22 protein-coding genes (1 of these 22 running past the window's edge) are annotated in these 21,706 nt (G+C 69.5%); 11 read left to right on the plus strand and 11 right to left on the minus strand.

Going from position 1 to position 21,706, the window contains the following annotated elements; genetic code table 11:
- Positions 1-513: 513 nt before the first annotated feature.
- Entirely contained in the window at positions 514-1,482 is a 969-nt protein-coding gene (locus ABNQ40_RS27760) for a tripartite tricarboxylate transporter substrate binding protein (RefSeq protein WP_109490633.1), read from the plus strand.
- 202 nt (positions 1,483-1,684) lie between these two features.
- Here the strand turns inward: ABNQ40_RS27760 and ABNQ40_RS27765 are convergent, their stop codons facing one another.
- On the minus strand, positions 1,685-2,674 hold the full coding sequence (locus ABNQ40_RS27765; RefSeq protein WP_391348010.1) for a tripartite tricarboxylate transporter substrate binding protein: 990 nt from the start codon (positions 2,672-2,674) through the stop codon (positions 1,685-1,687).
- 436 nt (positions 2,675-3,110) lie between these two features.
- Between ABNQ40_RS27765 and ABNQ40_RS27770 the strand changes: the two genes are divergently transcribed.
- From ABNQ40_RS27770 to tyrS, 9 genes are all read left to right on the plus strand, one after another.
- A complete protein-coding gene (locus ABNQ40_RS27770; protein WP_109047304.1) occupies positions 3,111-3,779 on the plus strand; it encodes a 4-carboxy-4-hydroxy-2-oxoadipate aldolase/oxaloacetate decarboxylase in 669 nt (222 codons plus the stop codon).
- Between the two features lie 40 nt (positions 3,780-3,819).
- Positions 3,820-4,773: a hydroxyacid dehydrogenase gene (locus ABNQ40_RS27775; protein ID WP_109047305.1), complete on the plus strand. Its 954-nt coding sequence runs from the start codon at positions 3,820-3,822 to the stop codon at positions 4,771-4,773.
- A 144-nt stretch (positions 4,774-4,917) separates the two neighbouring features.
- A complete protein-coding gene (locus ABNQ40_RS27780; RefSeq protein WP_109047306.1) occupies positions 4,918-5,631 on the plus strand; it encodes a response regulator transcription factor in 714 nt (237 codons plus the stop codon).
- A complete protein-coding gene (locus ABNQ40_RS27785) occupies positions 5,628-7,073 on the plus strand; it encodes an ATP-binding protein (RefSeq protein WP_109047307.1) in 1,446 nt (481 codons plus the stop codon). Before ABNQ40_RS27780 ends, ABNQ40_RS27785 begins: the two co-directional genes overlap by 4 nt.
- 64 nt (positions 7,074-7,137) lie before the next feature.
- Positions 7,138-7,359: a hypothetical protein gene (locus tag ABNQ40_RS27790; protein WP_109047308.1), complete on the plus strand. Its 222-nt coding sequence runs from the start codon at positions 7,138-7,140 to the stop codon at positions 7,357-7,359.
- 17 nt (positions 7,360-7,376) lie between these two features.
- Positions 7,377-7,940: a cytochrome b gene (locus ABNQ40_RS27795; RefSeq protein ID WP_109047309.1), complete on the plus strand. Its 564-nt coding sequence runs from the start codon at positions 7,377-7,379 to the stop codon at positions 7,938-7,940.
- Positions 7,941-8,039: 99 nt separating this feature from the next.
- Positions 8,040-8,945, plus strand: coding sequence for a DNA repair protein RadC (gene radC, locus ABNQ40_RS27800; RefSeq protein ID WP_109047310.1), 906 nt, complete (start codon positions 8,040-8,042; stop codon positions 8,943-8,945).
- A 117-nt stretch (positions 8,946-9,062) separates the two neighbouring features.
- Entirely contained in the window at positions 9,063-9,722 is a 660-nt protein-coding gene (locus tag ABNQ40_RS27805; protein WP_109047311.1) for a DUF882 domain-containing protein, read from the plus strand.
- 217 nt (positions 9,723-9,939) lie between these two features.
- Positions 9,940-11,178 carry a tyrosine--tRNA ligase gene (gene tyrS, locus ABNQ40_RS27810; protein WP_109047312.1) on the plus strand — a complete coding sequence of 413 codons (1,239 nt, stop codon included), beginning with the start codon at positions 9,940-9,942 and terminating at the stop codon, positions 11,176-11,178.
- Between the two features lie 15 nt (positions 11,179-11,193).
- Here tyrS and ABNQ40_RS27815 read toward each other — a convergent pair whose 3' ends face one another.
- On the minus strand, positions 11,194-12,144 hold the full coding sequence (locus ABNQ40_RS27815) for an MBL fold metallo-hydrolase (RefSeq protein ID WP_109047313.1): 951 nt from the start codon (positions 12,142-12,144) through the stop codon (positions 11,194-11,196).
- A gap of 191 nt (positions 12,145-12,335) precedes the next feature.
- On the opposite strand from ABNQ40_RS27815, the gene ABNQ40_RS27820 reads away from it, so the two are divergent.
- Complete coding sequence (locus ABNQ40_RS27820; protein ID WP_199235207.1) at positions 12,336-12,839, plus strand: lytic transglycosylase domain-containing protein; 504 nt, start codon at positions 12,336-12,338, stop codon at positions 12,837-12,839.
- Positions 12,840-12,845: 6 nt separating this feature from the next.
- Here the strand turns inward: ABNQ40_RS27820 and ABNQ40_RS27825 are convergent, their stop codons facing one another.
- The 9 genes from ABNQ40_RS27825 to ABNQ40_RS27865 form a co-directional block, all read right to left on the minus strand.
- The gene (locus ABNQ40_RS27825) at positions 12,846-13,238 is read right to left on the minus strand and encodes a hypothetical protein (protein WP_109047314.1); all 393 of its coding nucleotides are present in this window, start codon (positions 13,236-13,238) and stop codon (positions 12,846-12,848) included.
- A gap of 20 nt (positions 13,239-13,258) precedes the next feature.
- A complete protein-coding gene (locus ABNQ40_RS27830; RefSeq protein ID WP_109047315.1) occupies positions 13,259-14,440 on the minus strand; it encodes a type II secretion system F family protein in 1,182 nt (393 codons plus the stop codon).
- Between the two features lie 13 nt (positions 14,441-14,453).
- Positions 14,454-15,989, minus strand: coding sequence for a type II secretion system protein GspD (locus ABNQ40_RS27835; RefSeq protein WP_109047316.1), 1,536 nt, complete (start codon positions 15,987-15,989; stop codon positions 14,454-14,456).
- Positions 15,977-16,528, minus strand: coding sequence for a hypothetical protein (locus ABNQ40_RS27840; protein ID WP_247879468.1), 552 nt, complete (start codon positions 16,526-16,528; stop codon positions 15,977-15,979). The genes ABNQ40_RS27835 and ABNQ40_RS27840 overlap by 13 nt, the downstream gene beginning before the upstream one ends.
- A 125-nt stretch (positions 16,529-16,653) precedes the next feature.
- Positions 16,654-17,394: a hypothetical protein gene (locus ABNQ40_RS27845; protein WP_109490634.1), complete on the minus strand. Its 741-nt coding sequence runs from the start codon at positions 17,392-17,394 to the stop codon at positions 16,654-16,656.
- Between the two features lie 184 nt (positions 17,395-17,578).
- Positions 17,579-18,058, minus strand: a complete 480-nt coding sequence (locus ABNQ40_RS27850) for a hypothetical protein (protein ID WP_109047318.1) — start codon at positions 18,056-18,058, stop codon at positions 17,579-17,581.
- A gap of 27 nt (positions 18,059-18,085) precedes the next feature.
- Positions 18,086-19,615, minus strand: a complete 1,530-nt coding sequence (locus tag ABNQ40_RS27855) for a GspE/PulE family protein (protein WP_109047319.1) — start codon at positions 19,613-19,615, stop codon at positions 18,086-18,088.
- A complete protein-coding gene (locus ABNQ40_RS27860) occupies positions 19,603-21,240 on the minus strand; it encodes a hypothetical protein (protein ID WP_109047320.1) in 1,638 nt (545 codons plus the stop codon). The genes ABNQ40_RS27855 and ABNQ40_RS27860 overlap by 13 nt, the downstream gene beginning before the upstream one ends.
- A 159-nt stretch (positions 21,241-21,399) precedes the next feature.
- A protein-coding gene (locus ABNQ40_RS27865) for a hypothetical protein (RefSeq protein ID WP_109047321.1) crosses the window boundary here: on the minus strand, positions 21,400-21,706 show its end. Its footprint extends 353 nt past the window's final position; 307 of the gene's 660 nt are visible here — the last part of the coding sequence; its start codon lies beyond the right edge, outside the window; the stop codon is at positions 21,400-21,402.

Raw genomic sequence — 21,706 nt, forward strand, 5'->3', positions numbered from 1 at the left:
GGAGAACGGGTGGGTAGATGATATTTCCGAGACACAATGCAGAAGATATCTCTCCAATAAAGAGAAATCCGTGGGACAGTCCGGTAAATTGTATGGAAGATATACAACTTCGCGTTAGACGGTGCCGATGGGCCGCGGGCGGGAGATGACTGTCCGTCCGCGATTCTCGACTTTATCCCCTCTAAAAAATCCCAACAAGAACCGCCACTCAATCGAGCCGATACACAGTATTTACTTATGGCGCCCTGATAGTTTCATCAATCCTTCTCAATATTCTGCGGTGTATTGACGCGACGATCCGAAATCGTATGCTGCGGAGTTGAAGGGCTGTTCTTGCTGATGTAGGAACATCCTCAGATTTTCAGCGGCATCCGGACCGCCATCGCGCACGATTACAGCCGATCCTGTCGGAGAGGCTGTCGATTCGTGCCGGATCGGCCCGGACTCCGTCCCGTTCCGCGCATGGCACGCCGCATGCGGCCGCCTGCGCAGCGCATCATCGATGGGGGGATCATGAAGTTCTGGAAAGCTCTCTCTCTGGCAGCCGCGGCCGGCGCGCTGTTCATGTCGGCCACAAACGCCGAGGCGGCCTATCCGGAGAAGCCGATCACGATGATCGTGGCCTTCGGCGCCGGCGGCGGCACCGATCTGCTGATTCGCGCCCTGGCACCCTTCCTGGAAAAGCAGCTGGGTGAGGGCAGCCGGGTCGAGGTGGTGAACAAGCCCGGTGCCGGCGGCGAGATCGGCTTCGCCGCCATCGCCGACGCCGCCCCCGACGGCTACACCATCGGCGCCATCAACTCGCCGAACGTCAACGCCATCCCGATCGAGCGCCAGGCCCGCTATTCGCTGGACCGCCTCGACCCGCTCTACAATCTGGTCGACGATCCCAGCTCCTTCGCGGTCAACAACGAAGGTCAGTTCAAGACGCTGACCGACGTCGTCACCTTCGCCAAGGCCAACCCGAACAGCGTGACGGTCGGCACCACCGGCATCGGCTCCGACGACCATCTGGCGATGCTGGTGTTCCAGCGCCAGGCCGGCGTGACCTTCACCCATGTGCCCTTCCAGGGCTCCGCCGCCAACGAGGCGGCGCTGGCCAACAAGAAGATCATGCTGAGCGCCGTGAACATCGGCGAGGCGATGCAGTACAAGCAGAAGGACCCGATCGCCGTCCTGGGCGTGATGGCCGAGAAGAAGGTGGAGCAGGCCCCCGGCGTCGGCACCTTCAAGGAGCAGGGCTTCAACGCGCTGATGTCGTCGCTGCGCGGCATCGCGGCGCCGAAGGGTCTGCCGCCGGAGGTGCGGACCAAGCTGGTCGATGCGCTGGGCAAGGCCGCCAACGATCCGGGCTTCCAGGCCAAGGCGAAGGAGCTGTACCAGCCGATCCGCCTGCTGGCGCCGGACCAGTACGCCGCCGAACTGGCCGAGTCGACCAAGGAACTGCGCGAGCTGTGGGCCACCAACCCGTGGCTGAAGTAAGACCCGCCGCAGGGATCGGACGATAAGGAAAGGGCGCCGGCTTGCACCGGCGCCCTTTTTCCGTCCAACGACCCCTCTAAGCAGGTTTTCCGAACTCCGCCCACAGATGGGCGGGCTCGGAAAACCTGCAAAACCATAGAGTCCGCAGGTTCTCCAGGCCGGGCCTGTGGCCCGATCTGGAGAAACCTGCTTAGTCAGCCCCTCACTTCAGCCAGGGCGTCTCCTTCCAGATGGTGCGGAAGGTCGCCTCCTGGGTCTTCAGCTCCGCCGCATACTGGTCGGAGGGCAGCAGGCGCAGCGGCTGGTAGGCCTTGCGGGCGATCTCCTGGAATTCCGGATGCTGGACCGCCTTGGCGATGGCGTCGACAAGCTTGGTCCGCACCTCCGGCGGGAGGCCCATTGGGGCGGCGAGGCCGCGCAGCGACGACATCTTCACGTCGAAGCCGAGTTCCTTGAAGGTCGGCACGTCGGCGGCCTGCTCCGACCGCTTTTCCGTCATCACGCCCAGGATGCGGATCGGGTCGCCTTCACGGGCCCGCGCCGATTCGCCGATGTTCATCGAGGTGACCTGGATGTGCCGGCCCAGCAGGGCGCGGTGGGCGTCGGCGCTGCCCGGGAAGGGCACATGGGTCAGCTGGGTCTGGGTCAGGCGCTGGAACATCAGCATCGACAGATGGTCGTCGGAGCCGATGCCGGTGGTGCCCACCGTCACATTGTTGGGGTTGGCCTTGGCGAAGGCGGCGACGTCGGCCAGCGTCTGGAACGGGCTGTCCTTGTGGACGACGAAGGAGCCGGGATCGTCGACCAGATTGTAGAGCGGGTCGAGCCGGTCGAGTGAGAAGCGCGCATGCCGCTCGATGGGGATCGTCACGACGTTGGGCGAGTTGATGAGGCCGATGGTGTAGCCGTCGGGGGTGGCGTCGGCGATGGCGGCGAAGCCGATCTCGCCGCCCGCACCCGGACGGTTCATCACGATCACCCGGGCGCTGCCGCCCAACTCCTTCTCGATGAAGGGGGCGAGCGACCGGACGATGAAATCGGACCCGCCGCCGGCGGCATAGCCGACGATCAGGCTGATCGGCTTCTCCGGATAGGCGGCCAGGGCCGCGCCCGGCGCCACCAGCGCGACGACGGCCGCCAGCCCGGCGGCGGCCCCGGCAGCAACAGTCCCGATGGCCGCCGACAGTCGCACCAATCCTCCAAACAGGATCCGTCGCGACAAGGCGCCGAACCGGCCGATCCCAGCCGCAGGGGCGGCGGGGCCTGTCGATCCATCCTGAACGGCGGAATGCGCCTTCATATCCATACATCGCCTCCTTCGGTTCGCATCCGCACCACGGCCGGGACCACGATCCAGCGTTGTGCCCGGAACCGTCCCAGAAACCGCCGCGCCTGCGGATGCGGCATCTTCCAATTGCTTTTTATCGGTCGTCAGACGCCATTACGGCGCCTTCTTGCGGCAGGCTCCATCGTAAAGGCGATTTTCCAGCAATCAACCTCCGTTTCGTTGTTTTCAGTTACAGCTAAATATTCTAATACTTGTTTATCTGTCGTCATTCACCCGTCATAAGGATTATCCGGGGCACGTCGCACCGGATGCCGCTCATTCGCGAAAGGCTGTTCCCGGCATGACCGTTCACAAGGATTTCGCCCGCCCCGACGCCGCCACGCTGGAGGCGCTGCGTGCCCAGTCTCCCGCCACCCTGCACGAGGCGATGGGCAAGAAGGGCGCCATGGGCTACCCGATCAAGCCGCTGTTCCCCGGCATGCGGCTGTGCGGTCCGGCGCTGACCGTGTCCTGCGGGCCGACCGACAACCTGATGATCCATATCGCGGTGGCACTGGCCAAGCCGGGCGACGTGCTGGTGGTGGATTTCAAGGGTATGACCGATGCCGGCCCCTGGGGCGACATTCTGACCGCGTCGGCCATCGCCCGCGGGCTGGGCGGGCTGGTGATCGACGGCTGCGTGCGCGACGCCGCCGCCATCCGCGACATGGGCTTCCCGGTCTTCTGCCGCGGCACCAACATGAAGGGCACCAACAAGACCGACGCCAAGGGCGACGTCAACACGACCGTCGTGGTCGGCGGCGTGATGGTCTCGCCGGGCGACATCGTGGTCGCCGACGACGACGGCGTGGTGGTGGTGCCGCAGGGTCTGGCCGCCGACACGCTGGAGAAGGCCGCCGCCCGCGAGGCCGCGGAAGAAGCCTACCGCCACAAGCTGGAGGCCGGCGAGACGACCATCGAGCTTCTGAACCTGAAGCCCTATCTCGACGCCGCCAACATCGCGCTCTGATCCACCCGCCGACCGCCCCCTCCAGCGAAGTCCCCCCGCCATGCCCGACATCATCATTTCCGAATTCATGCAGCCCAGCGCCGTGGACGACCTGCGCCGCGACTTCGACGTCCATTACGACGAGACTCTCTACAAGCGCCTGGACGAGCTGTATGCGATGGGCCGCGACGCCCGCGCCATCTGCATCCGCAACGAGACGGAGATCCGCGGCGCCTTCTTCGACGCCTTCCCCAACCTGAAGGCGGTGGGCCGGCTGGGCGTCGGGCTGGACAACATCGACGTGCCGGCCTGCCGGGAACGCGGCATCGCCGTCCTGCCGGCCACCGGCGCCAACGAGGTGTCGGTCGCGGAACTGGCGATTGCCGGCCTGATGATGCTGGTGCGCGGCACCACCTATTTCGCGACGCCCGACGTGGCCGCCGGCAAATGGCCGCGCGGCCGGCTGATCGGGCGCGAGGTGTCGGGCAAGACACTGGGCATCGTCGGTTTCGGCCGCATCGGCCGCCATGTCGCCCGCCGCGCCCAGGGGCTGGACATGACCGTGATCGCCGCCGACCCGCATGTGCCGGCCGACGATCCGGTCTGGGCCCGCATGGGCGTGGAGAAGGTGTCGTTCGACCGCATCTGGGACAGTGCCGACGCGCTGTCGCTCCACCTGCCCTACACACCGGACACCCACAATCTGGTCAGCGCCGAGGTGATCGCCCGGCTGAAGCCCGGCACCATCCTGGTCAACGTCGCCCGCGGCGGCATCGTCGACGAGGCGGCGCTGGCGGCGGCGCTGACGAGCGGCCATCTCGGCGGCGCCCTGCTGGACGTCTATGCGACGGAGCCGCTGCCGGCCGACAACCCGTTCCAGGGCGTGCCGAACCTGATCCTGACCCCGCACATCGGCGCCACCACCGACGAGGCGCGCGTCCGCACCGGCCACATGATCGCCGACAACGTCCGCGCCGTGCTGACCGGCACCATCCCGGACAGCGCCATCGTCTGAGCGCGTCGGCTTCGCGACGACAAGGGGCCTTTCTCCGCCGGCAAGCGGGGGAAGGCCCTCTTTGCCGGCCGGCTTGCGGTCGCGCGGCAAAAGGCGGAGAGTCGCGGCCATCCCCTCCCGCCCACCGGTTCCGGAAACCCTCCTTTGCGGCTGCTGCTGATCGAAGACAACCGCCGGCTGGCCGCCCTGACCGCCGAAGGGCTGGGCAAGGCCGGCTTCGCCGTCGACCTCGTCCACAGCGCGGAGGATGCCTCGGCCGCCCTGGCCGTCGCCGGCTTCGATGCCGTCCTTCTCGACCTCGGACTGCCCGATGCCGACGGGCTGACGCTGCTGTCGGCCCTGCGCGCCCGCGCCGACGCCACCCCGGTGCTGATCCTGACCGCCCGCGACGGGGTCGATGACCGGGTCAGGGGGCTGAACCTGGGGGCCGACGACTATCTGGTGAAGCCCTTCGCGCTGGAGGAGCTGGTCGCCCGCATCCGCGCCCTGCTGCGCCGGCCGGGGGCGGCGCTGGGCATGGTGCTGCAACAGGGGAACCTCGCCTTCGATTCGGCGGCCCGGCTGGCCAGCGTCGGCGGCAAGCCGCTGGACCTCAGCCGGCGCGAGCTGGACGCGCTGGAGTTGCTGCTGCGCCGCGCCGGCCGGGTGGTGTCGAAGGCGGCGCTGGAGAACGGCCTCTACGGCTTCGGCGAGGAGGTCGGGTCGAACGCGGTCGAGGTGCTGATCCACCGGCTGCGCAAGCGGCTGCTTGCCGCGGGCGCCACCGCCGGCGTCCAGACCCTGCGCGGCATCGGCTATATCCTGGCTGAAGTGCCTGCGGAAAAGGGGGCGGAGGCCGGCGCGGAGAGCGGGCAATGAGCGGCGGCACGGACAAAGGGCGCCCGCCGTCGCTGCTGGCGTCCATCGCGCGCTGGCTGGTGCTGGTCACGCTGCTGGCGGTCGCAACCACGGCGCTGCTGCTCTATGTCGAGTTCAAGGGCACCCACGACCGGATGCGCCAGCGCACCCTGTCCGGCGTCGTCCGCGTGATCGAGAAGGCGGTGCGCGGGCCCGACGGCACGCTGAACACCGCCCTGTCCGAGCCGGTGCAGGCGATGCTGCGGGTGAATGCCGCCTCCTTCGCCCTGGTCGATGGCGAGGGCCGGCTGCTGCTCGGCTCCGGCGGAGTCGACGGTCCGCTCGACCCGACGGCGACCGAACGGCCGCGCAGCGTCTTCCGCGTGCCGGCGCAGAACGGCGAGCCGCCGCTCTACGGCCTCAGCCACCGCATCGAGGTCGGCGGCCGGCCCTATTGGATCCAAGTGGCCTCCGGCGAGGAGGAGCTGCACATCGAATGGCTGCTGGAGGAGTTCGTCGAGCATTTCGGCTGGATCTGGCTGCCCTTCGCCCTGGTGCTGATCCTGGTCAATCTGGTCATCATCCACCGCGGCCTGCGCCCGCTGCGCCGCGCCTCGGCCCGTGCCGCGGAGATCGGACCGGACAGCGTGTCGGAACGGCTGCCGGAACAGGGCATGCCGCGCGAGGTGCTGCCGCTGGTCCGCGCCGTCAATCAGGCGCTCGACCGGCTGGAGGCCGGTTACGAGGCCCAGCGCGGCTTCATCGCCGACGCCGCGCATGAACTGCGCACACCGCTGGCGGTGCTGGACGCCCATCTGGCGCTGATCGGCGCCGCGGGCGCCCCGATTCGCGAGGATGTCGCCGGCATGGCGCGGCTGGTCGACCAGCTGCTCGATCTGGCGCGGCTGGACGCCCTGCGCATCGCCCCCGACGAGTCGCTCGACCTGTCCCGGCTTGCAGTGGAGGCCGCCGCCCATCTCGCCCCGCTGGCGCTCGGCAAGGGCCGCCTGATCGAGGTGATCGGCGACGGCCGGCCGCTGCCGGTGCGCGGCGCCCATGACCCGCTGTTCCGCGCGCTCCGCAATCTGGTGGAGAACGCCGTCTGCCATGCCCCGGCAGGCAGCACGGTCAGCCTGGAGCTGGCGCAGTCCGCCGACGGCGGGCCGCTGCTGCGGGTGATCGACCGCGGCCCCGGCATCCCGCCGGACCAGCGGACCCGCGTGTTCGAGCGGTTCTGGCAGGGTGGGCGCGACAGCCGCCATGGCGCCGGAGCGGATGGGAACACATCCGGCGGCGCCGGGCTGGGCCTGTCCATCGTCGCCCGCACCATGAAGGCGCATGGCGGCAGCATCGCGGTCGAGGACACCCCCGGCGGCGGCGCCACCTTCACCCTGCGCTTCCCGCCCATGCCGCGGCGAAGCGACGCAGTGCGGCCGATTCCGGCTGCCGCCGGCGTGCCGTAAGCACCATGTAAGCTGGGCAGGCTAGACCGGTGGGAACTCTTCGCCCCTGCCAGGATGACCGCCGATGCTGTCCGCCACCTCCCCGACCGCCCTGCCGACGATGCCGTCACCGCTCCAGAGCCGCCCGTCCGCAACGGCGACGGCCACGGCCGGGATCGACAGCGACGGCGACCGCGACAACGACACCCGCGAGAGCCCCGCCGCCCAGGCCGCCGAGCAGCGCAGCGCCACCCCCAGCCTGCCGGCGGACCCCAACCGCGGCCGCACGCTCAACATCACCGCCTGACCGGAGGCGCGTTTCAGATGCCCACCACCTACAGCACCACCCAGAAGACCCTGCACTGGCTGATCGCCCTGCTGATCGTCGGCCTCTATCTGCTGACTTTCGGCGAGGATTTCTACGAGCGCGGGCACCCGATGCGGGCGACGATCTGGTGGCTGCACATCTCCTTCGGCCTGGGCCTGCTCGGACTGGTGCTGGCGCGGATCGTGCTGCGCCTGACCCGCGGCACACCCGCCCTGCCGCCGGAGATGACGCCGGCCGAACGCGGCGCCTCGCACCTCGTCCATTTCGGCCTCTACGCCCTGATGCTGGCGATCCCGCTGGTGGGTGTGGTGCTGACCTGGCTGCGTGGCGACACGCTGACCTTCTTCGGCCTGTTCACCATCCCCTCCCCCTTCGAGACCGACCGCACGCTTGGCCGCTCGGTGAAGGAGATCCATGAGCTTGGCGCCAACCTGATCCTAGCCCTTGCCGCCCTGCATGCGGCGGCGGCGCTGTGGCACCATTTCGTCCGCCGCGATGGCGTGCTGGCCCGCATGCTGCCGGGCCGCCATGGACGCAGCCAGCCCGGCCTCGCCGACTGATCCGGCAAAACGCTTTCTCCACCCATGCGAGCGCCGACCCTGTGCGCTCGCGCATCCAGACGCTATAGTCGTTGCCATACATATGCATGGCGATGGGCGATGGCAGAACGCAAGACGACAGGACGCGGCCGGAAGACCGGACGTGCGGCAGGCGGAGCGGAAATGGACGATGCCGGCCAAAGCGCCGGTCTCCTGCCCTTCCCCGACCTGCTGGCCTCGAGCGCCGGTCCCGGCGTGACCATAGCGGATCAGGCCGGCGACACCGATCCCGCCCCCGAAACCGCCGGCGAAGCCGACGACGAGGCCGCCGCCGAAGACCCCCATTACCTCGATCATCGCGAACGGCTGCGCCGCCGCTTCCTCGACCGCGGTCCGGACGCGCTGGAGGATTACGAACTGCTGGAGATGGTGCTGTTCACCGTCAGCCCGCGGCGCAATGTGAGGCCGCTGGCCAAGCTGCTGATCCGTACCTTCGGCGACCTGTGGGGGGTGGTCAACGCCCCGCCCGAACGGCTGCGCGGCCTGAAGGCGGAACAGGTGTCGCTCGGCACCGACAATGCCATTGCCATTGTCCGCATCGTCGGGGCGGCGGCCCTGCGCGCCTTGCAGCAGCGGGTGATCGACCAGCCGGTGCTGGCCTCCTGGCAGGCGCTGATCGACTATTGCGCCGCCGCCATGGCGCATGAGCCGACGGAGCAGTTCCGCCTGCTGTTCCTAGACCGCAAGAACAAGCTGATCGCCGACGAGGTGCAGCAGCGCGGCACCATCGACCACACCCCGGTCTATCCGCGCGAGGTGGTGAAGCGCGCGCTGGAACTGTCCGCCGCCGCCGTGATCCTGGTCCACAACCACCCTTCCGGCGACCCCACCCCCAGCCGCGCCGACATCGAGATGACCAAGGAGATCGTCCGCGCCGCCAACGCCGTGGGGCTTGTCGTGCACGACCATCTGGTGATCGGCAAGGGCGGCCGGCACACCAGCTTCAAGGCGCAGCGCCTGCTTTAGCCCGCTCTTCGTTCCCTGCTTGCGGTGCAGCCGCGCCATGCGCCGCCACTTTGCATTTGCGAATCGGTCGCCATTTTGTTGACCTGACGATGCCCCGCCGAAAGATCGACCGACCGCATGTCCTCCTCGCCCCTCTCCCTGAAGCGCCGCAGCCTGCTGATCGGCTGCGGAGCCCTGGTGCTGATGTCCGACCGCGCGATGGCCGCCCCAGCCGCCCCGCGCCGCCTCACCCTGACGAACCAGCACACCGGGGAGACTTTCGACGGTCCCTACCGCGACGCCGACGGCCCGCTGCCCGACGCGATGGCCGACCTCGCCAAATTCCTGCGCGACCACCGCGCCAACAAGGAGGGGCCGGTCGACGTCGGCACGCTCGACTTCCTGGCCGATATCCTGGAGGCGGTCGGCCAGTCCAAGGCGACCATCCTGTCGGCCTTCCGCACCCCGGAAACCAACGCCATGCTGGCCGCCCGCAGCCTGGGCGTGGCGGAGCACAGCCAGCACCTGCTGGGCCGCGCTCTGGACGTCACCCTGCCGTCGCGCCTGCCCGATGCGCACCGCAGCGCGCTCGACCTGAAGCGCGGCGGGGTGGGATGGTATCCGCGCTCCCACTTCCTGCACATCGACACCGGCCCGCTGCGCAGCTGGGAGATGTTCGGCCAGAACCTGGACGGTCTGTTCGCCCCCGGCGCCCGCGGCACCCGCCTGCGCACGGTGTCGCAGCGCATGCAGCTGCACCGGGCCATCGCCCGCCGCCAGATGCTCGGGCGGAAGTGAGCGTCCGGGACTGGATCTTTCCCTCATACCGGTGTAGGGATTGCGCCATGACCGACCGCATTGCCCTCACTGCCCCGATGTATTATCCGCCGCTCACATAGCGCGGCGTCGATCGGTCATACCCGAAACCATGCCGTCGCAAGTCCGGCGGCCATGGTTCTCTCACCCATACAGAGACAGTCTCCGGACGGCCCGGCCAACCGTAGAGACGTCTTCCATGCCGACCCAGTCCAATGCCGCCGACTTCCTGCGCATCCTGCGCGAGCGCGGTTTCCTCCATCAATGCAGCGATCCGGCCGACGACCTGTCGGGCATCGCCGCCGCGGCGCCGGGCGGAGCGCTGACCGCCTATGTCGGCTACGACGCCACGGCGGCCAGCCTGCATGTCGGGCATCTGCTGTCGATCATGGCGCTGCGCTGGCTTCAGCGCACCGGCAACCGCCCCATCGTGCTGATCGGCGGCGGCACCACCCGGATCGGCGATCCCAGCTTCCGCGACACCAGCCGCCCGATGCTGGACGAGGCGCAGATCGCCGCGAACGCCGCCGGCCTGCGCAGTGTCTTCGGCCAATACCTGACCTTCGGGGACGGCCCGGCCGACGCCGTCATGGTGGACAATGCCGACTGGCTGGACGGGCTGGACTACGTGCCCTTCCTGCGCGACGTCGGCCGCCATTTCACCATCAACCGCATGCTGAGCTTCGAGTCGGTGCGCCAGCGGATGGAGCGCGAGCAGCCACTGACCTTCCTGGAATTCAATTACATGATCCTCCAGGCCTATGATTTCCTGGAGCTGTCGCGCCGCCATGGCTGCCTGTTGCAGATGGGCGGGTCGGACCAGTGGGGCAACATCGTCAACGGCATCGAGCTGGCCCGCCGGGTCGAGCGGCGCGAGCTGTTCGGCCTGACCACGCCGCTGTTGACCACCGCATCGGGCACCAAGATGGGCAAGACCGCCGGCGGCGCGGTCTGGCTGAACGCCGACGCGCGCAGCCCCTTCGATTTCTGGCAGTTCTGGCGCAACACCGAGGATGCCGATGTCGGCCGTTTCCTGCGCCTGTTTACCGAATTGCCGCTCGACGAGATCGCCCGGCTGGAGCGGCTGGGAGGCGCGGAGATCAACGAGGCGAAGATCGTCCTGGCGACCGAGGCGACCCGCCTGTGCCATGGCGCTGCGGAGGCCGAACGGGCGGCCTCGGCCGCCGGCAGCCCCTTCGCCCCCGGCGGCGACGGACTGCCGGAGGTCGCCCTGCGGTTTGCCGATGGCGTGCCGCTGGTCGATGCGCTGGTGGCGGCCGGCCTGTCGGCCTCGAAGGGGGCGGCGCGCCGCCTGATCCGCGAGGGCGGCGCCCGGCTGGACGGGCAGCCGGTGACCGACGAGGCGGCGACGCTCACCGCACCGGCCGTGCTGTCGGCCGGCCGCAAGCGTCATGTCCGCCTGATCGTCACCGCTTGACGGGAGAGGGTGGCGTCAGCCCTCCAGCTGGCGCCACATCTCCATGTCGCGCTCGGCGGTCCAGATGCGGGGATCGACGTGGCCGGTCGCCTCGTCATAGGCACGGGTGACATTGAACGGCATGCAGTGGTCGAAGATCACCCAATGGCTGAACTTCGGCTTCAGCGCGGCGTAGGTGTCCTTGTAGATCGCCCGCAGATCCTTCCCCGCCGCGACCCCCTGCTTGACCAGCTCGAACAGTTCGCTGGTGAAGGCGCGGGTGCCGCGCAGCCCCTCCTGCACCTGCTCCGCCGTGGTCAGGGCGGCACCGCGGCCGGGCACCAGCTTCTCCGGCTTCAGCGCGGCGAGAGCATCCAGCGTCGCCGGCCAGTCGGTGAAATAGGCGTCGCCGCAATAGGGCGTCGCGCCATATTCGACGAGGTCGCCGGAGAACAGGATCTTCTGCTGCGGCAGCCAAACCACCGTGTCGCCCTTGCTGTGGCCACGGCCGAGTTGCAGCAACTGCACCTCCAGCGAACCCAGCCACATCGTCATGTGGCCGCGGAAGGTGATGGTCGGCCAAGTCAGGCCGGGGACGGACTCGACGGCGCGGAACAGGCGCGGGAAGCGGCCGATCTCGCTCGCCATGTCGGCCTCGCCGCGCTCGACGATCAGGTCTCGGGTGTCCTCGCTGGCGATGATCTGTTCCGGCGCATAGCCCGAGGCGCCCAGCACGCGCACCGCATGGTAATGCGACAGCACCACGTGGCGGATCGGCTTGTCGGTGACCTCGCGGATGCGGCGGATGACGTCCTGCGCCATCACCGGCGTCGCCTGGGTGTCGATCACCATCACCGCATCGTCGCCGATGACGATGCCGGTGTTGGGATCGCCCTCCGCCGTGTAGGCATAGGCGTTGTCCGACAGCTTGTCGAAACTGACGGTCTTCTCGTCCAGGTCGGCGTGCGAAGCGAAGTTCTTGGACATCCGTTTTCTCCACAGGGCGCGGCCGATACCCCCAACCCTCAAGGTGCACGGCCGTCATTGATCGGTTGGGCAAACCATATCGTTTCACTTGAAACCATGCAACGCGTTTGAATTAACCGGTTGTTAGCGGGCACCGCCGCTTCCTCATGCGTGCGTCGGATCGCCGGGGGAGGCATCGGGTGAAGCGGTGGGTGCGTTTCGATTTTGCCGGACTGCCGGCCGGACTGCTGGCTTCCGCACTGCTGGTTGCCGCAACCCCGGCCCTGGCCGACCGCGCGCCGAAGGGCATCGCCGCCGTCCCGCCGCAATGCCTGGACATGGCGGCGGTGGAATGGCAGGTACCGGCCGATGCGCTGCGCCTGATCCTGGCGGTGGAACAAGGGACTCCCGGCGCCTGCTCGGCCAACAGCAACGGCACCAAGGATTGCGGGCCGGGACAGATCAACAGCATCTGGTTCCCGGTGATCGCCGCCGGCCGCGTCCCGCCGGAGGTGGTGCAGCAGGCGCTGACCTTCGACCCCTGCTACAACATCCGGGTCACCGCCTGGATCCTGCGGCGGGAGATCGACGCCGTCGGCTGGGAGAATTTCTGGACCGCCGTCGGCAACTATCACAGCCGCACGCCGGAGTTTCACGCCCGCTACCTGCGGCGCGTCATCGAAGCCGCGAAGTCGCTGTCCAGCCAGCCCAAATAAGCTTGGCTAAAGCGATTTCCGCGTCAACTCCACCTGCATGCTGACCTTGCCGCCGAGGCCACCGGGACCGCAGGACAGCCCCATGCAGAAATAGGACAGCGTCATGTCCGGGCAGAAGGCCAGCAGGCCCGACGCATCGGTCAGCGAGGTCCGCTGGTCGACCGCGTCCGGCAGCACGACGCGCAACCCCTCCGGCGTCACCGTCAGTTCCCCGCCCATCCGGCGGGCGGCACCCAGGCAGATGCCGTCCGACCGGCTGCCGCCCTCGGCCACCGCCTCGCCCAGCAGATAGCTGCGGACATGCAGGGCCGCCCCGATCCCGGCGAACAGGACGCCGCAGGCCGTCAGGGCGATGCAGGCGGTGCGGGCCGATCCGGGGGCGAAGAGGGGGCCGGGCATGGCGGTGGAGTTTCCTCGGCTTAAAGGGGTTGCCGCGCGATGTGCTCGGCAAGCTGCAAAATCGGCACGATGGTCAGCCCGAACATGACGATGCCGGCCACCCCGACCACCACGACGGACAGGCCGCGCAGCACCGGTTCCGCCACCGCGACGGCGTGCAGGTAGAGGTCGCGGTACTGCTCGGCCAGCGCCGACAGACTCTGCGCCAGTTCCACCCGGTTCTCCGCCGCGGCGATGGAGGCGCGGTCGGTGCCGGGCAGCGCCCGCATGGCGTCGGTCCAGGGCAGCCCGGCGGCGACCGCCCGCGTTGCCTCGTCGAGGTCGGCGGCCAGCGCACCGGCGGGGGCGCCGTCGGCGGTCAGCCGCAGTGCCCGGTCGATCGGCACGCCGCCGGCCACCAGCAGCGACAGCTCGCGGAAGATCACATGGTGCTGGATGCCGAGCGCGATGTCGCGGTAGAGCGGGATCCCCATCACCAGCCGGTCGACCCGCTCGGGCGCCGCCCGCCGGCCGGCCGTCGCCAGCCCGCCCAGCACGGCGAGCGCGGCCAGCACAATCGCGACCAGCCCGGTGGTCAGGTTCGACAGCAGATAGACCCAATCGACATTCACCTCCTCCCCCGCCCGCCGGAACACCTCGGTTTCGAGCAGGAGCGGTGTCAGGACGAAGGAGGTGCCGACCATCACCACGCCGGAGGTCACGACATAGAGCACCGCCAGCGCCAGCCCGGAGCGGAAGCCCTGGCGCGCCCCGGCGAGCTGCCGTTCGAACTCGGCGGCGGTGCGGAGCGCGGCCGGCGTACCCTCGCCGAAGCCGCCGGCCCGCACCAGCGCCACCAGCACCGGCGGGAAGCTGCGCGGCTGGCGCAGCATGGCGTCGGCAAGGTCGTCGCCCAGTTCCACCGCGTCGGCCATGCGTTCGGCCGTGCGGCGGATGCGCCCGCGGAAAGCGGCGGCGATGCGGCGCAGCGCCTCGGCCAGCCCGACGCGCGAGTCGAGCATCGCCGCCAGCCGGATGAACAGGATGTGCCGTTCGTTGCGGTCGAGCGGCCGGCCCCAGCCGCCGACCTTGAGCCGGCGGCGGATCGACAGCACACGGCCCCGGCCGCTGACGGCGTCGCGGGCGCGGCGTTCGTCGGCGGCCTCCACCTCGATGGAGCGGGCGCGGCCGCCAGCGAGCAGCCTGACCTCGAACCATGCCATCGCCGCCGTCCCGTCAGCGCGCCGCCGGACGGAAGACCGTCACGGTCGGCCGCAGGATCAGGAAAAGCGCGTCCTTGCTGATGTCCTGCGCCTGCTTGCCGATCACCCCCTTGTCGATCGCCCCGCGGGTCACCGTCGGCTGGTTGCCGCTGAAGCCGCGGCTGTCGGTCTGCAGGCCGCCCAGCACCACCGTGTTGCCGGCCACCACCCGGACGATGTCGTTCAGCGCCTGCTCCTGCGTCACCGGCTGGGTCAGGATGCCCACCTGATTGCCGGCGTTCAGGTCGCGGAACTCGATCAGGTTGTTCAACAACAGGTTCAGGTCGATGGTGACGATCTGGTTGTCGGCGTCGAAATGCGGCGTCAGCTTGATCGTCAGCCCGGTCTGGACTGTGCCGGTCTGTGCCGACCCCACCACCCCCGGCGAGTTCAGCGCGGTATTGCCGGTCGCGGCGGTCGTGGTGCCGAGCCCGCCGACAGCGGTGACGCCGACCCCGGTGACATAGGGGATGGTCTGGCCGCTGCGCAGCGTCACCTCCGCCCCCGACAGGGTGTGCACCTCGACATTCTGGCGGGTGTCGGTGTTGCCGAACTTCGACAGGAAGGAGATGGCGCCGGCGACGTTGAACACGCCGCTGACCCCCAGCAGCGTGCCGGGGTTGGAGATGTTGACGGAAATCGGCGCCTGGCCCGCCGAGACCGTGCCGCCGAGCCCGCCGTTGACCGTCGTCGTCCCGTTGGTGGTGGTCGTGGTGGCTCCCGATTGCAGCCGGTTGAACTGCAAAGCCAGCGCGTTCCAGTCGAAGCCGCTGGCCGACTGGTCGGTCAGGCCCAGGCTGACCACCGCCAGCTGGATGCGCACCATCGCCATGTTGCGGTGCAGCCGGTCGATGTAGGGCTGGATCACCTCGCTGTAGACGGTGGGCGATGCGGAGAAGACCACCTGCCCGCCGCGCAGGGACTGGGTGATGTCGGTGGCACCCAGCGTCTTCAGATCGGTCATCACCGAATCGATGACCGCTTGGTTCTGCGGCACGGTGAAGGCGAAGCGGTCGCGGTTGCTGAGGAACAGCGTGCCGTTCTGCCACCACGCCACCACGCCCATGCCGGTCTCCAGCACGCCTGCCAGATCGGTGAAGCTGCCGGTGAAGGCGCGGATCGGCAGGGTCTGGCGCAGCATCGCCGCGCCATCGGTGCCCTCGAAGCGGGTGGCGACCGGCACGCCGGAATAGGTCATCATGCTGGTCAGCCGGTCCAGCGTGTTCTCGCCCGACGGGAAGCTGACCGAGATCTGGCGCGCCGCGAGGCTGGCCGGCAGCGGCTGGCGCAGGGATTGGGCGACCAGCATGCCGCGGCCCACCGGCACCTCGGTCACCGCCGGGGAGTTGTCCTCGGTCAGGCGCTGCTCGGCAGCGGCGACCACCGTCTCGCGTTTCGGCAGTTCGGCCACCTCCGGCAGCGAACAGGAGGCCAGCAGCCCCAACATGGCGGGCAACAGAAAACAGGTCCTGATTGAGCCGCTCTTGCGGGCAACGGTCATCTTGCGCATGTGGCGGGTCCCCCGCCCGTCGCCGGGAAGGCGCGCGGGTCGATCAGGAACGGCGTGCCGGCACGGTCCTGGAAAAAGGCGCGGCCGTCGAGACAGCCGACGAAGGTGGCGCCCGACGGCACCAGATCGGCCGCCGACATGGCGGACCCCGGCATGTTGGGCAGCGGCGGCAGCGGCGGCGCCCCCGGCGGGCTTCCGGCCAGAGCCGCCCCTTGGCGGCGTCCGCCCGGCGCCATCGCTCCGGCGGAGGCACCACCGGGCAAGGCCCCGCCCGGCGCCGCCATCCGGCGGGCCAGCGCATCCTCGACCGCCCGCGGCAGGGCGCCGTCGCGCGCCCGCCCATCGAGGGCATCGATCATCGCCTTGGCGACCCGCTCCTCCAGCCCGGACACCGCGGTGTCGATGCGCTGTTGCAGGCGCCGCTCCAGATTGTCCTGGCGTGCCGATGGTGGCAGGAACGGGCTCTCTTCCGCCAGCGCGGCAGCGGGGAACAGTGGGCCAGCCGCCAGCGACGCCGCCAACAGGGCCGCCCCCGCCATTCGCCCGATCATCCCGGAAACCCGGTCCGCCATCATTCCCGCCCGCCGGTTGCGACCATCAGGTCCGGCAGCAATACTCCCAGCGCTATGCTTGAGAATGGGTAAATCGGCGACCGTCAGCAGCATCAGCGGGCACCCGCGGTCTGGCCTGCACCCGGGCCGGCAATCGAGCCCGCAATCGAGCCCGCAATCTCGATGGTCCACTTGCCGTCGCGGTATTCCAGCTTGCTGACGTAATTGTCCGGGCCGATGGCGGCCAGCGCCGCCTCCCACTGCCGGTGGGGCATCTGTTCCAGCGTCAGGACCTGCGGCTGCGGCGCGCGGTGCGGCGACCAGTAATACAGCCCGCCGCCGGTGGTCAGCAGCCCCAGCCCGGCGGCGAAACCGACCGACGACAGCGCCAGCGGTACCGAGACCGGAGCCGCCACCCGCCGCATCCGCCGCGTCGCCCGGATGGTGCGCAGCCTGACCTGATCGGCGGTCACCCAGGGCGGGATCACCACGCCATAAGCCTTGCCGTCGACCGGCACCGTCGGCCGGATCGCCGCCATCTGAAGCTGGACCTGCCGGCTCTTGGCCTCGGGCAGCAGCCCGCCGACCGGACGCCCATTGCGCACCGTCAGCTCGAACACCCGGCGCCCCGACGGCACCAGCGCGATGCCGCCGGGATTGGCGTCGAGCTCCGTCACCAGATCGGGCAGGAAGGACCGGCCGGGGCCGCCCTCGTGGATTTCATAGAGGAAACCGGTCCACAGCGGCTCGACCGCGTACCAGCAGCGTTCGGAGCTTCCCACCGTGCGCCGCGCGAACGAGCGCGCATAGGCGAGGGCGTCGCGGCGCTCCACACCTTCCAGGAAGCCGTACATGACATTGGTCGCGAGACCGCCGCTGCCCAAGAACGCCCCTGCCTTCCCGACTCGACCGAAAGAGGTGGCGACAGTCCGTCCAAGTTACCACGTACGAACGGGACGCCGCAGCATCTCTATGCCCGCCAATACCCTGCGGTCAATGGCCGGGGCTGAAACAACGTCATGACCGGAGCCAGCCCCTTTAGCGGGCCGTCCGTTGCATCCACAGGGTGGCGGCGACGGTTCCCGCCGGCTCTCCCTCCGCCCCGCCGCAGGTACGCGTCACCTCGTACAGCCCCTCCGGCCGCCGGGTGGCGAGGGAGGTCAGCGCCCCCGTCACCGGATCGCCGCCAACTCCACCGGCCGAGCCGCCGGACAGCGGTCCGGACAGGCAGAACCAGGTCCCCTCCGCCTGCACACCGTAGGACCAGGACAGCCCCGACACCGCCGCCGGCATCGTGCCGAAGGCGGGGAACAGCGCCGCCTGCCATCCGTCGGCGGCCGGCACCGCGGCACCGCTGGCCTGCCGGCTGCGATAGGCGCCCTCCAGCACGGAAAAGCCGGAATCCGCCTGCGACGCGACCCGGCTTTTCGCCATGGCCGACGGGTTGACGTACTGGATGCCACCCGCCACCACCATGCCCATCAGGGCGAGGGCGAAGATCGCCTGGATGATGTTCATCGCTGCCGACGTTTCATGTCTTCGACCTTACTTTTTTGGCCGCGGCGCCGGCATGCGCTGCTCCACACCCTTGGCCTCGCTGCCGAAGACGCGGCGCAGTTCGGCCGCCGTGGTGACGCCGGCATGGAATTTGGCGACCGCATCCTCATACAGCGACCGCCACTTCCGCGCGCCCTTCGCCGCGGCGATTACGGCGGCGGGTTCGTCGAACACCGCGCATTCGCTGACCGCCGTCCGCCCGGCATAGCCGGCATTGCCGCAAGCCGCGCAGCCGGCGCCATGGCAGGCCCGGCAGATGGTGCGGACCAGCGACTGGACCAGAACGCCGCGCAGCAGCGACTTGATGTCATGGGCCGGAACGCCGAGATGGCGCAGCCGGTCGATGGCCCCGTTCACCGATCCCGTGTGCAGGGTGGTCAGCACCATATGGCCAGTGTCGGCGGCGCGCACCGCGATCTGCGCCGTCTCCTCGTCGCGCACCTCGCCCAGCACGATCACGTCGGGATCGGCGCGCATGAAGGTGCGGACGACCCGCGCGAAGTCCAGCTTCACCGCCGGGTTGACGTTGACCTGCCCCGTATAGGCCATGCGGTATTCCACCGGATCCTCGATGCTGTAGATGGCGCGGCCCAGCCGGTCCATCTCGCGCACGGTCGCGGTCAGGGTGGTCGATTTGCCGGACCCGGTCGGCCCGCAGACCAGGCACAGCCCATGGCGCCGGTCCACCGCGCGGCGCCAGTCGCCGACATGGCTGATGCCCAGCCTGTCCAGGTTCGGCTGCACCCGCTCCACATCCAGGATGCGCATGACGATGATCTCGCCATCCACCGACGGCACGGTGGTCACGCGCAGGTCGACCGGCCGCCCGCGATGCTCGACCTCGAACCGTCCTTCCTGCGGCAGCCGCCGCTCCGCCAGATCCATGCCGGAGCGGTCCTTGATCCGGGCGACGATGGTGGCGGCGGTGGCCGCCGCCGTCTCGTCCATCAGGCGGCGGATGCCATCCACCCGCAGGAAGATACTGCAGGTCTTGCGGCGCGGCAGGATATGGATGTCCGACGCCCCGGCCTCAACCGCGCGCGACACCAGTTGCTCCACGGGATCGCTGTCCTCCAGCCCGGACTGGGCGCGGCGGACGCGGTCGAGAAACTCGTCGAACTGGTCGGGGACGAAGCTGCTGAAGCGCACCGTCCGCCCAGGGTAGTAACGGGCGGCCACCCGGCCGGCCACCGATTCGTCGTGCAGCGTCGCCACATGCACCGCGTCGTCGCTGAGCCCGGTGACGATGATCGCGTGCCGCTCCAGCAGCGGCAGCGGGATCGGCGTGCCGCCCATCGCCTCCGGCGTTTCCAGGGCGGTCTCATGGCTGATCTTCGCCTCGTCCAGGTCGGCGCGGGCAAGGAAGCCGTTGCGCACCAGGATGGCACCCAGCGACTCGCCGGTCACCCGTTGCTCCGCCATCGCGGCGTCGAGGATGCCGCGCGTCACCAGCCCCTTGCGCAGCAGGTAGCCGGCAAGTTCCTCGCGGAAAGCGGCGGACGGCTTCAGGACCGGCATGTCCAGCTCGCCCGGTTGGCGACCGACGGCAGCGTCGCGCCCGCTGCGGCGGCCCCGGAAACGGCGCGCGCCCCCTCCCCCGCGGCAGCCTGCTGGGAAAAAAGCGCCCCTTGGGCGCAGCGGCCGCCGGGCGCCGACCAGATGTGGCTGTTGGGATCCGCCACCGCGTGCGACCCGCCGAGGTCGAGAACACCGGCACTGCCCGGCCGCGCCGTCGGCCCGCCGATGACGGAGGACTTCATCTCCAGCTGCCCGTTCTCAATGACGATGCCGAAGGGCGTGCCGTTGTCGACGGCGACGTCGGTGCGGTCGAGGATGGCTTGGCCGCCGCCACTGCGCAGCGCCGCCATCGGCAGTCCCCTGCCATGGACTTGCAAAGACGGACGCCGCGACTCGGCCGTGAAGGTGACGCCGGCCCCCAGCGAGGACACCAGCGCACTGCGGCCGGCCCCCACCGTGACCTCGACGGCGGCGTCGCGGAACAGGGCGGTGCCGCCATCGACCAGCACCCCGTCGCCGCCGGGCGCCGTCACCGTCAGTTTCCCACCCGCGACGTCGAGCCGCGCATGCGCCACCCGCAGCCCGGCGGCCCGGTTGGTGGAGATGGCGTTGTTGCCGGCGAAGGTCAGACGGGTGCCGGGAAGCGCCTCGACCGGCATCTCGAAGCCGATATTCTCGATCCGGGTATCGGTCAGCAGCCGCAGCGCCACGTCCGGCGGGTTGGTCGACACCACGACTCCGGGGGCCTCCGCCTTCAGCACCAGCCGCACCGCCCGGCCACCGTCCTGATCGGCGGCCAATGCCTGCACTTGCGCCGCCGGAAGCTCGTGCCGGCCGGGAGCGAGGCGCAGCACCATGGTCGAGGGCCGGGTCGCCTGCCAATGGCCGAGCGCGGCCGATAGGGTCATCGCGTCGGCCGGGCTGGTTCCGGTCGCATCGCCCTGCGCGGTTGGTGCCACATGGCGCGTGACGGTCGCCGAGGCGGCGAGCGCTGCGAGATCGGCCGAGGCCCCGCGGGTGACGGCGACGGCGCTGCCTTCGGCTACCTCGATCCGGCCGTCGCGGAAGGTCAGGGCCGTGCAGTCCGGCAGAACGGTCGAACCGATGGGCGGCGCCACGATTGCGGCGATCACCCCGGCACGGGCCAGTTCCGCCGGAGCCGCAGGTGCGGCCGCCACGTAGCTGCGCCCACCGCTGGCCGCCCCCGCCGGCCAGGACGCCGTGCGAAGCTGCGCCGCCGCCCGGTCCGATGCCGGAGCGAACACGCAATAGCCGTAGACCGCTCCCCAGGGTGTCCGGGTGCCCGGCATCAGCCAGCGCGGCAGGATGCCGGCCGGTTGCACCGGCTCCTTGGCCGCGGCCTTGCCGGTCGACGATTGCGCCTTTGCGGATGCAGCACCTGCCGCACGGGGCGGCGGATCCTCTGGCGCCGGCGGACTGGCGACTCCGTCATTGTCGAGAACGCGCAGGTTCGCCTCGACCAGCGCCGCCAGCCGATGCATGTCGGCGGCACTTCGCTGCGCCTGGCTGATCCGGTTCGAGGCGTCGACCATGGTGTAGGCGGTGTAGCCGGTCGTCGCCACCAGCGAGATGGCCATGATCGTCATCAGGATCAGCGATGTCATGGCATGGCCTCCAAATCGGGCCCACTCTATCTTGCAGCCCGGTCGCGGACCAATGCCGTTGCCACGCTTTCCGGAAAAAGACCCGGAAAATCACAAGAAAACGCCCCGGCCGCAGGGGTCGGGGCGTTTCGGTCAGCACCAGGGCGTTTCGGAGAACGCTTAGAACTTGTAGTAGGCGATGTACTTGTTGTTGTCACCGGCGATGCCGGTCACGTTGTTGAAGGTCACCGCCGTCGCCGTGGTGATCTGGACGCAGCCGAACTTGTAGCCGGTGAAGGCGGTGTTGAAGGCGGCCGGGGTGGCGACGGTCAGCGTCAGACCGGTGCCAGGAACGGCCAGCGTGCCGGTGGCAGAGATCTGGCCGCCGGCACGGGCGATTTCCGTGCACTGCGACAGGGCCGTGGTGCCCAGCACCAGGAAGATGCCGCCGTTGGCGAAGCTGCCAAACTGGGTGACGCCGGTGGCC

Origin of the sequence: Azospirillum sp. A23 (assembly GCF_042938965.1) — a bacterium.
Taxonomy (GTDB): Bacteria; Pseudomonadota; Alphaproteobacteria; order Azospirillales; family Azospirillaceae; genus Azospirillum; species Azospirillum melinis.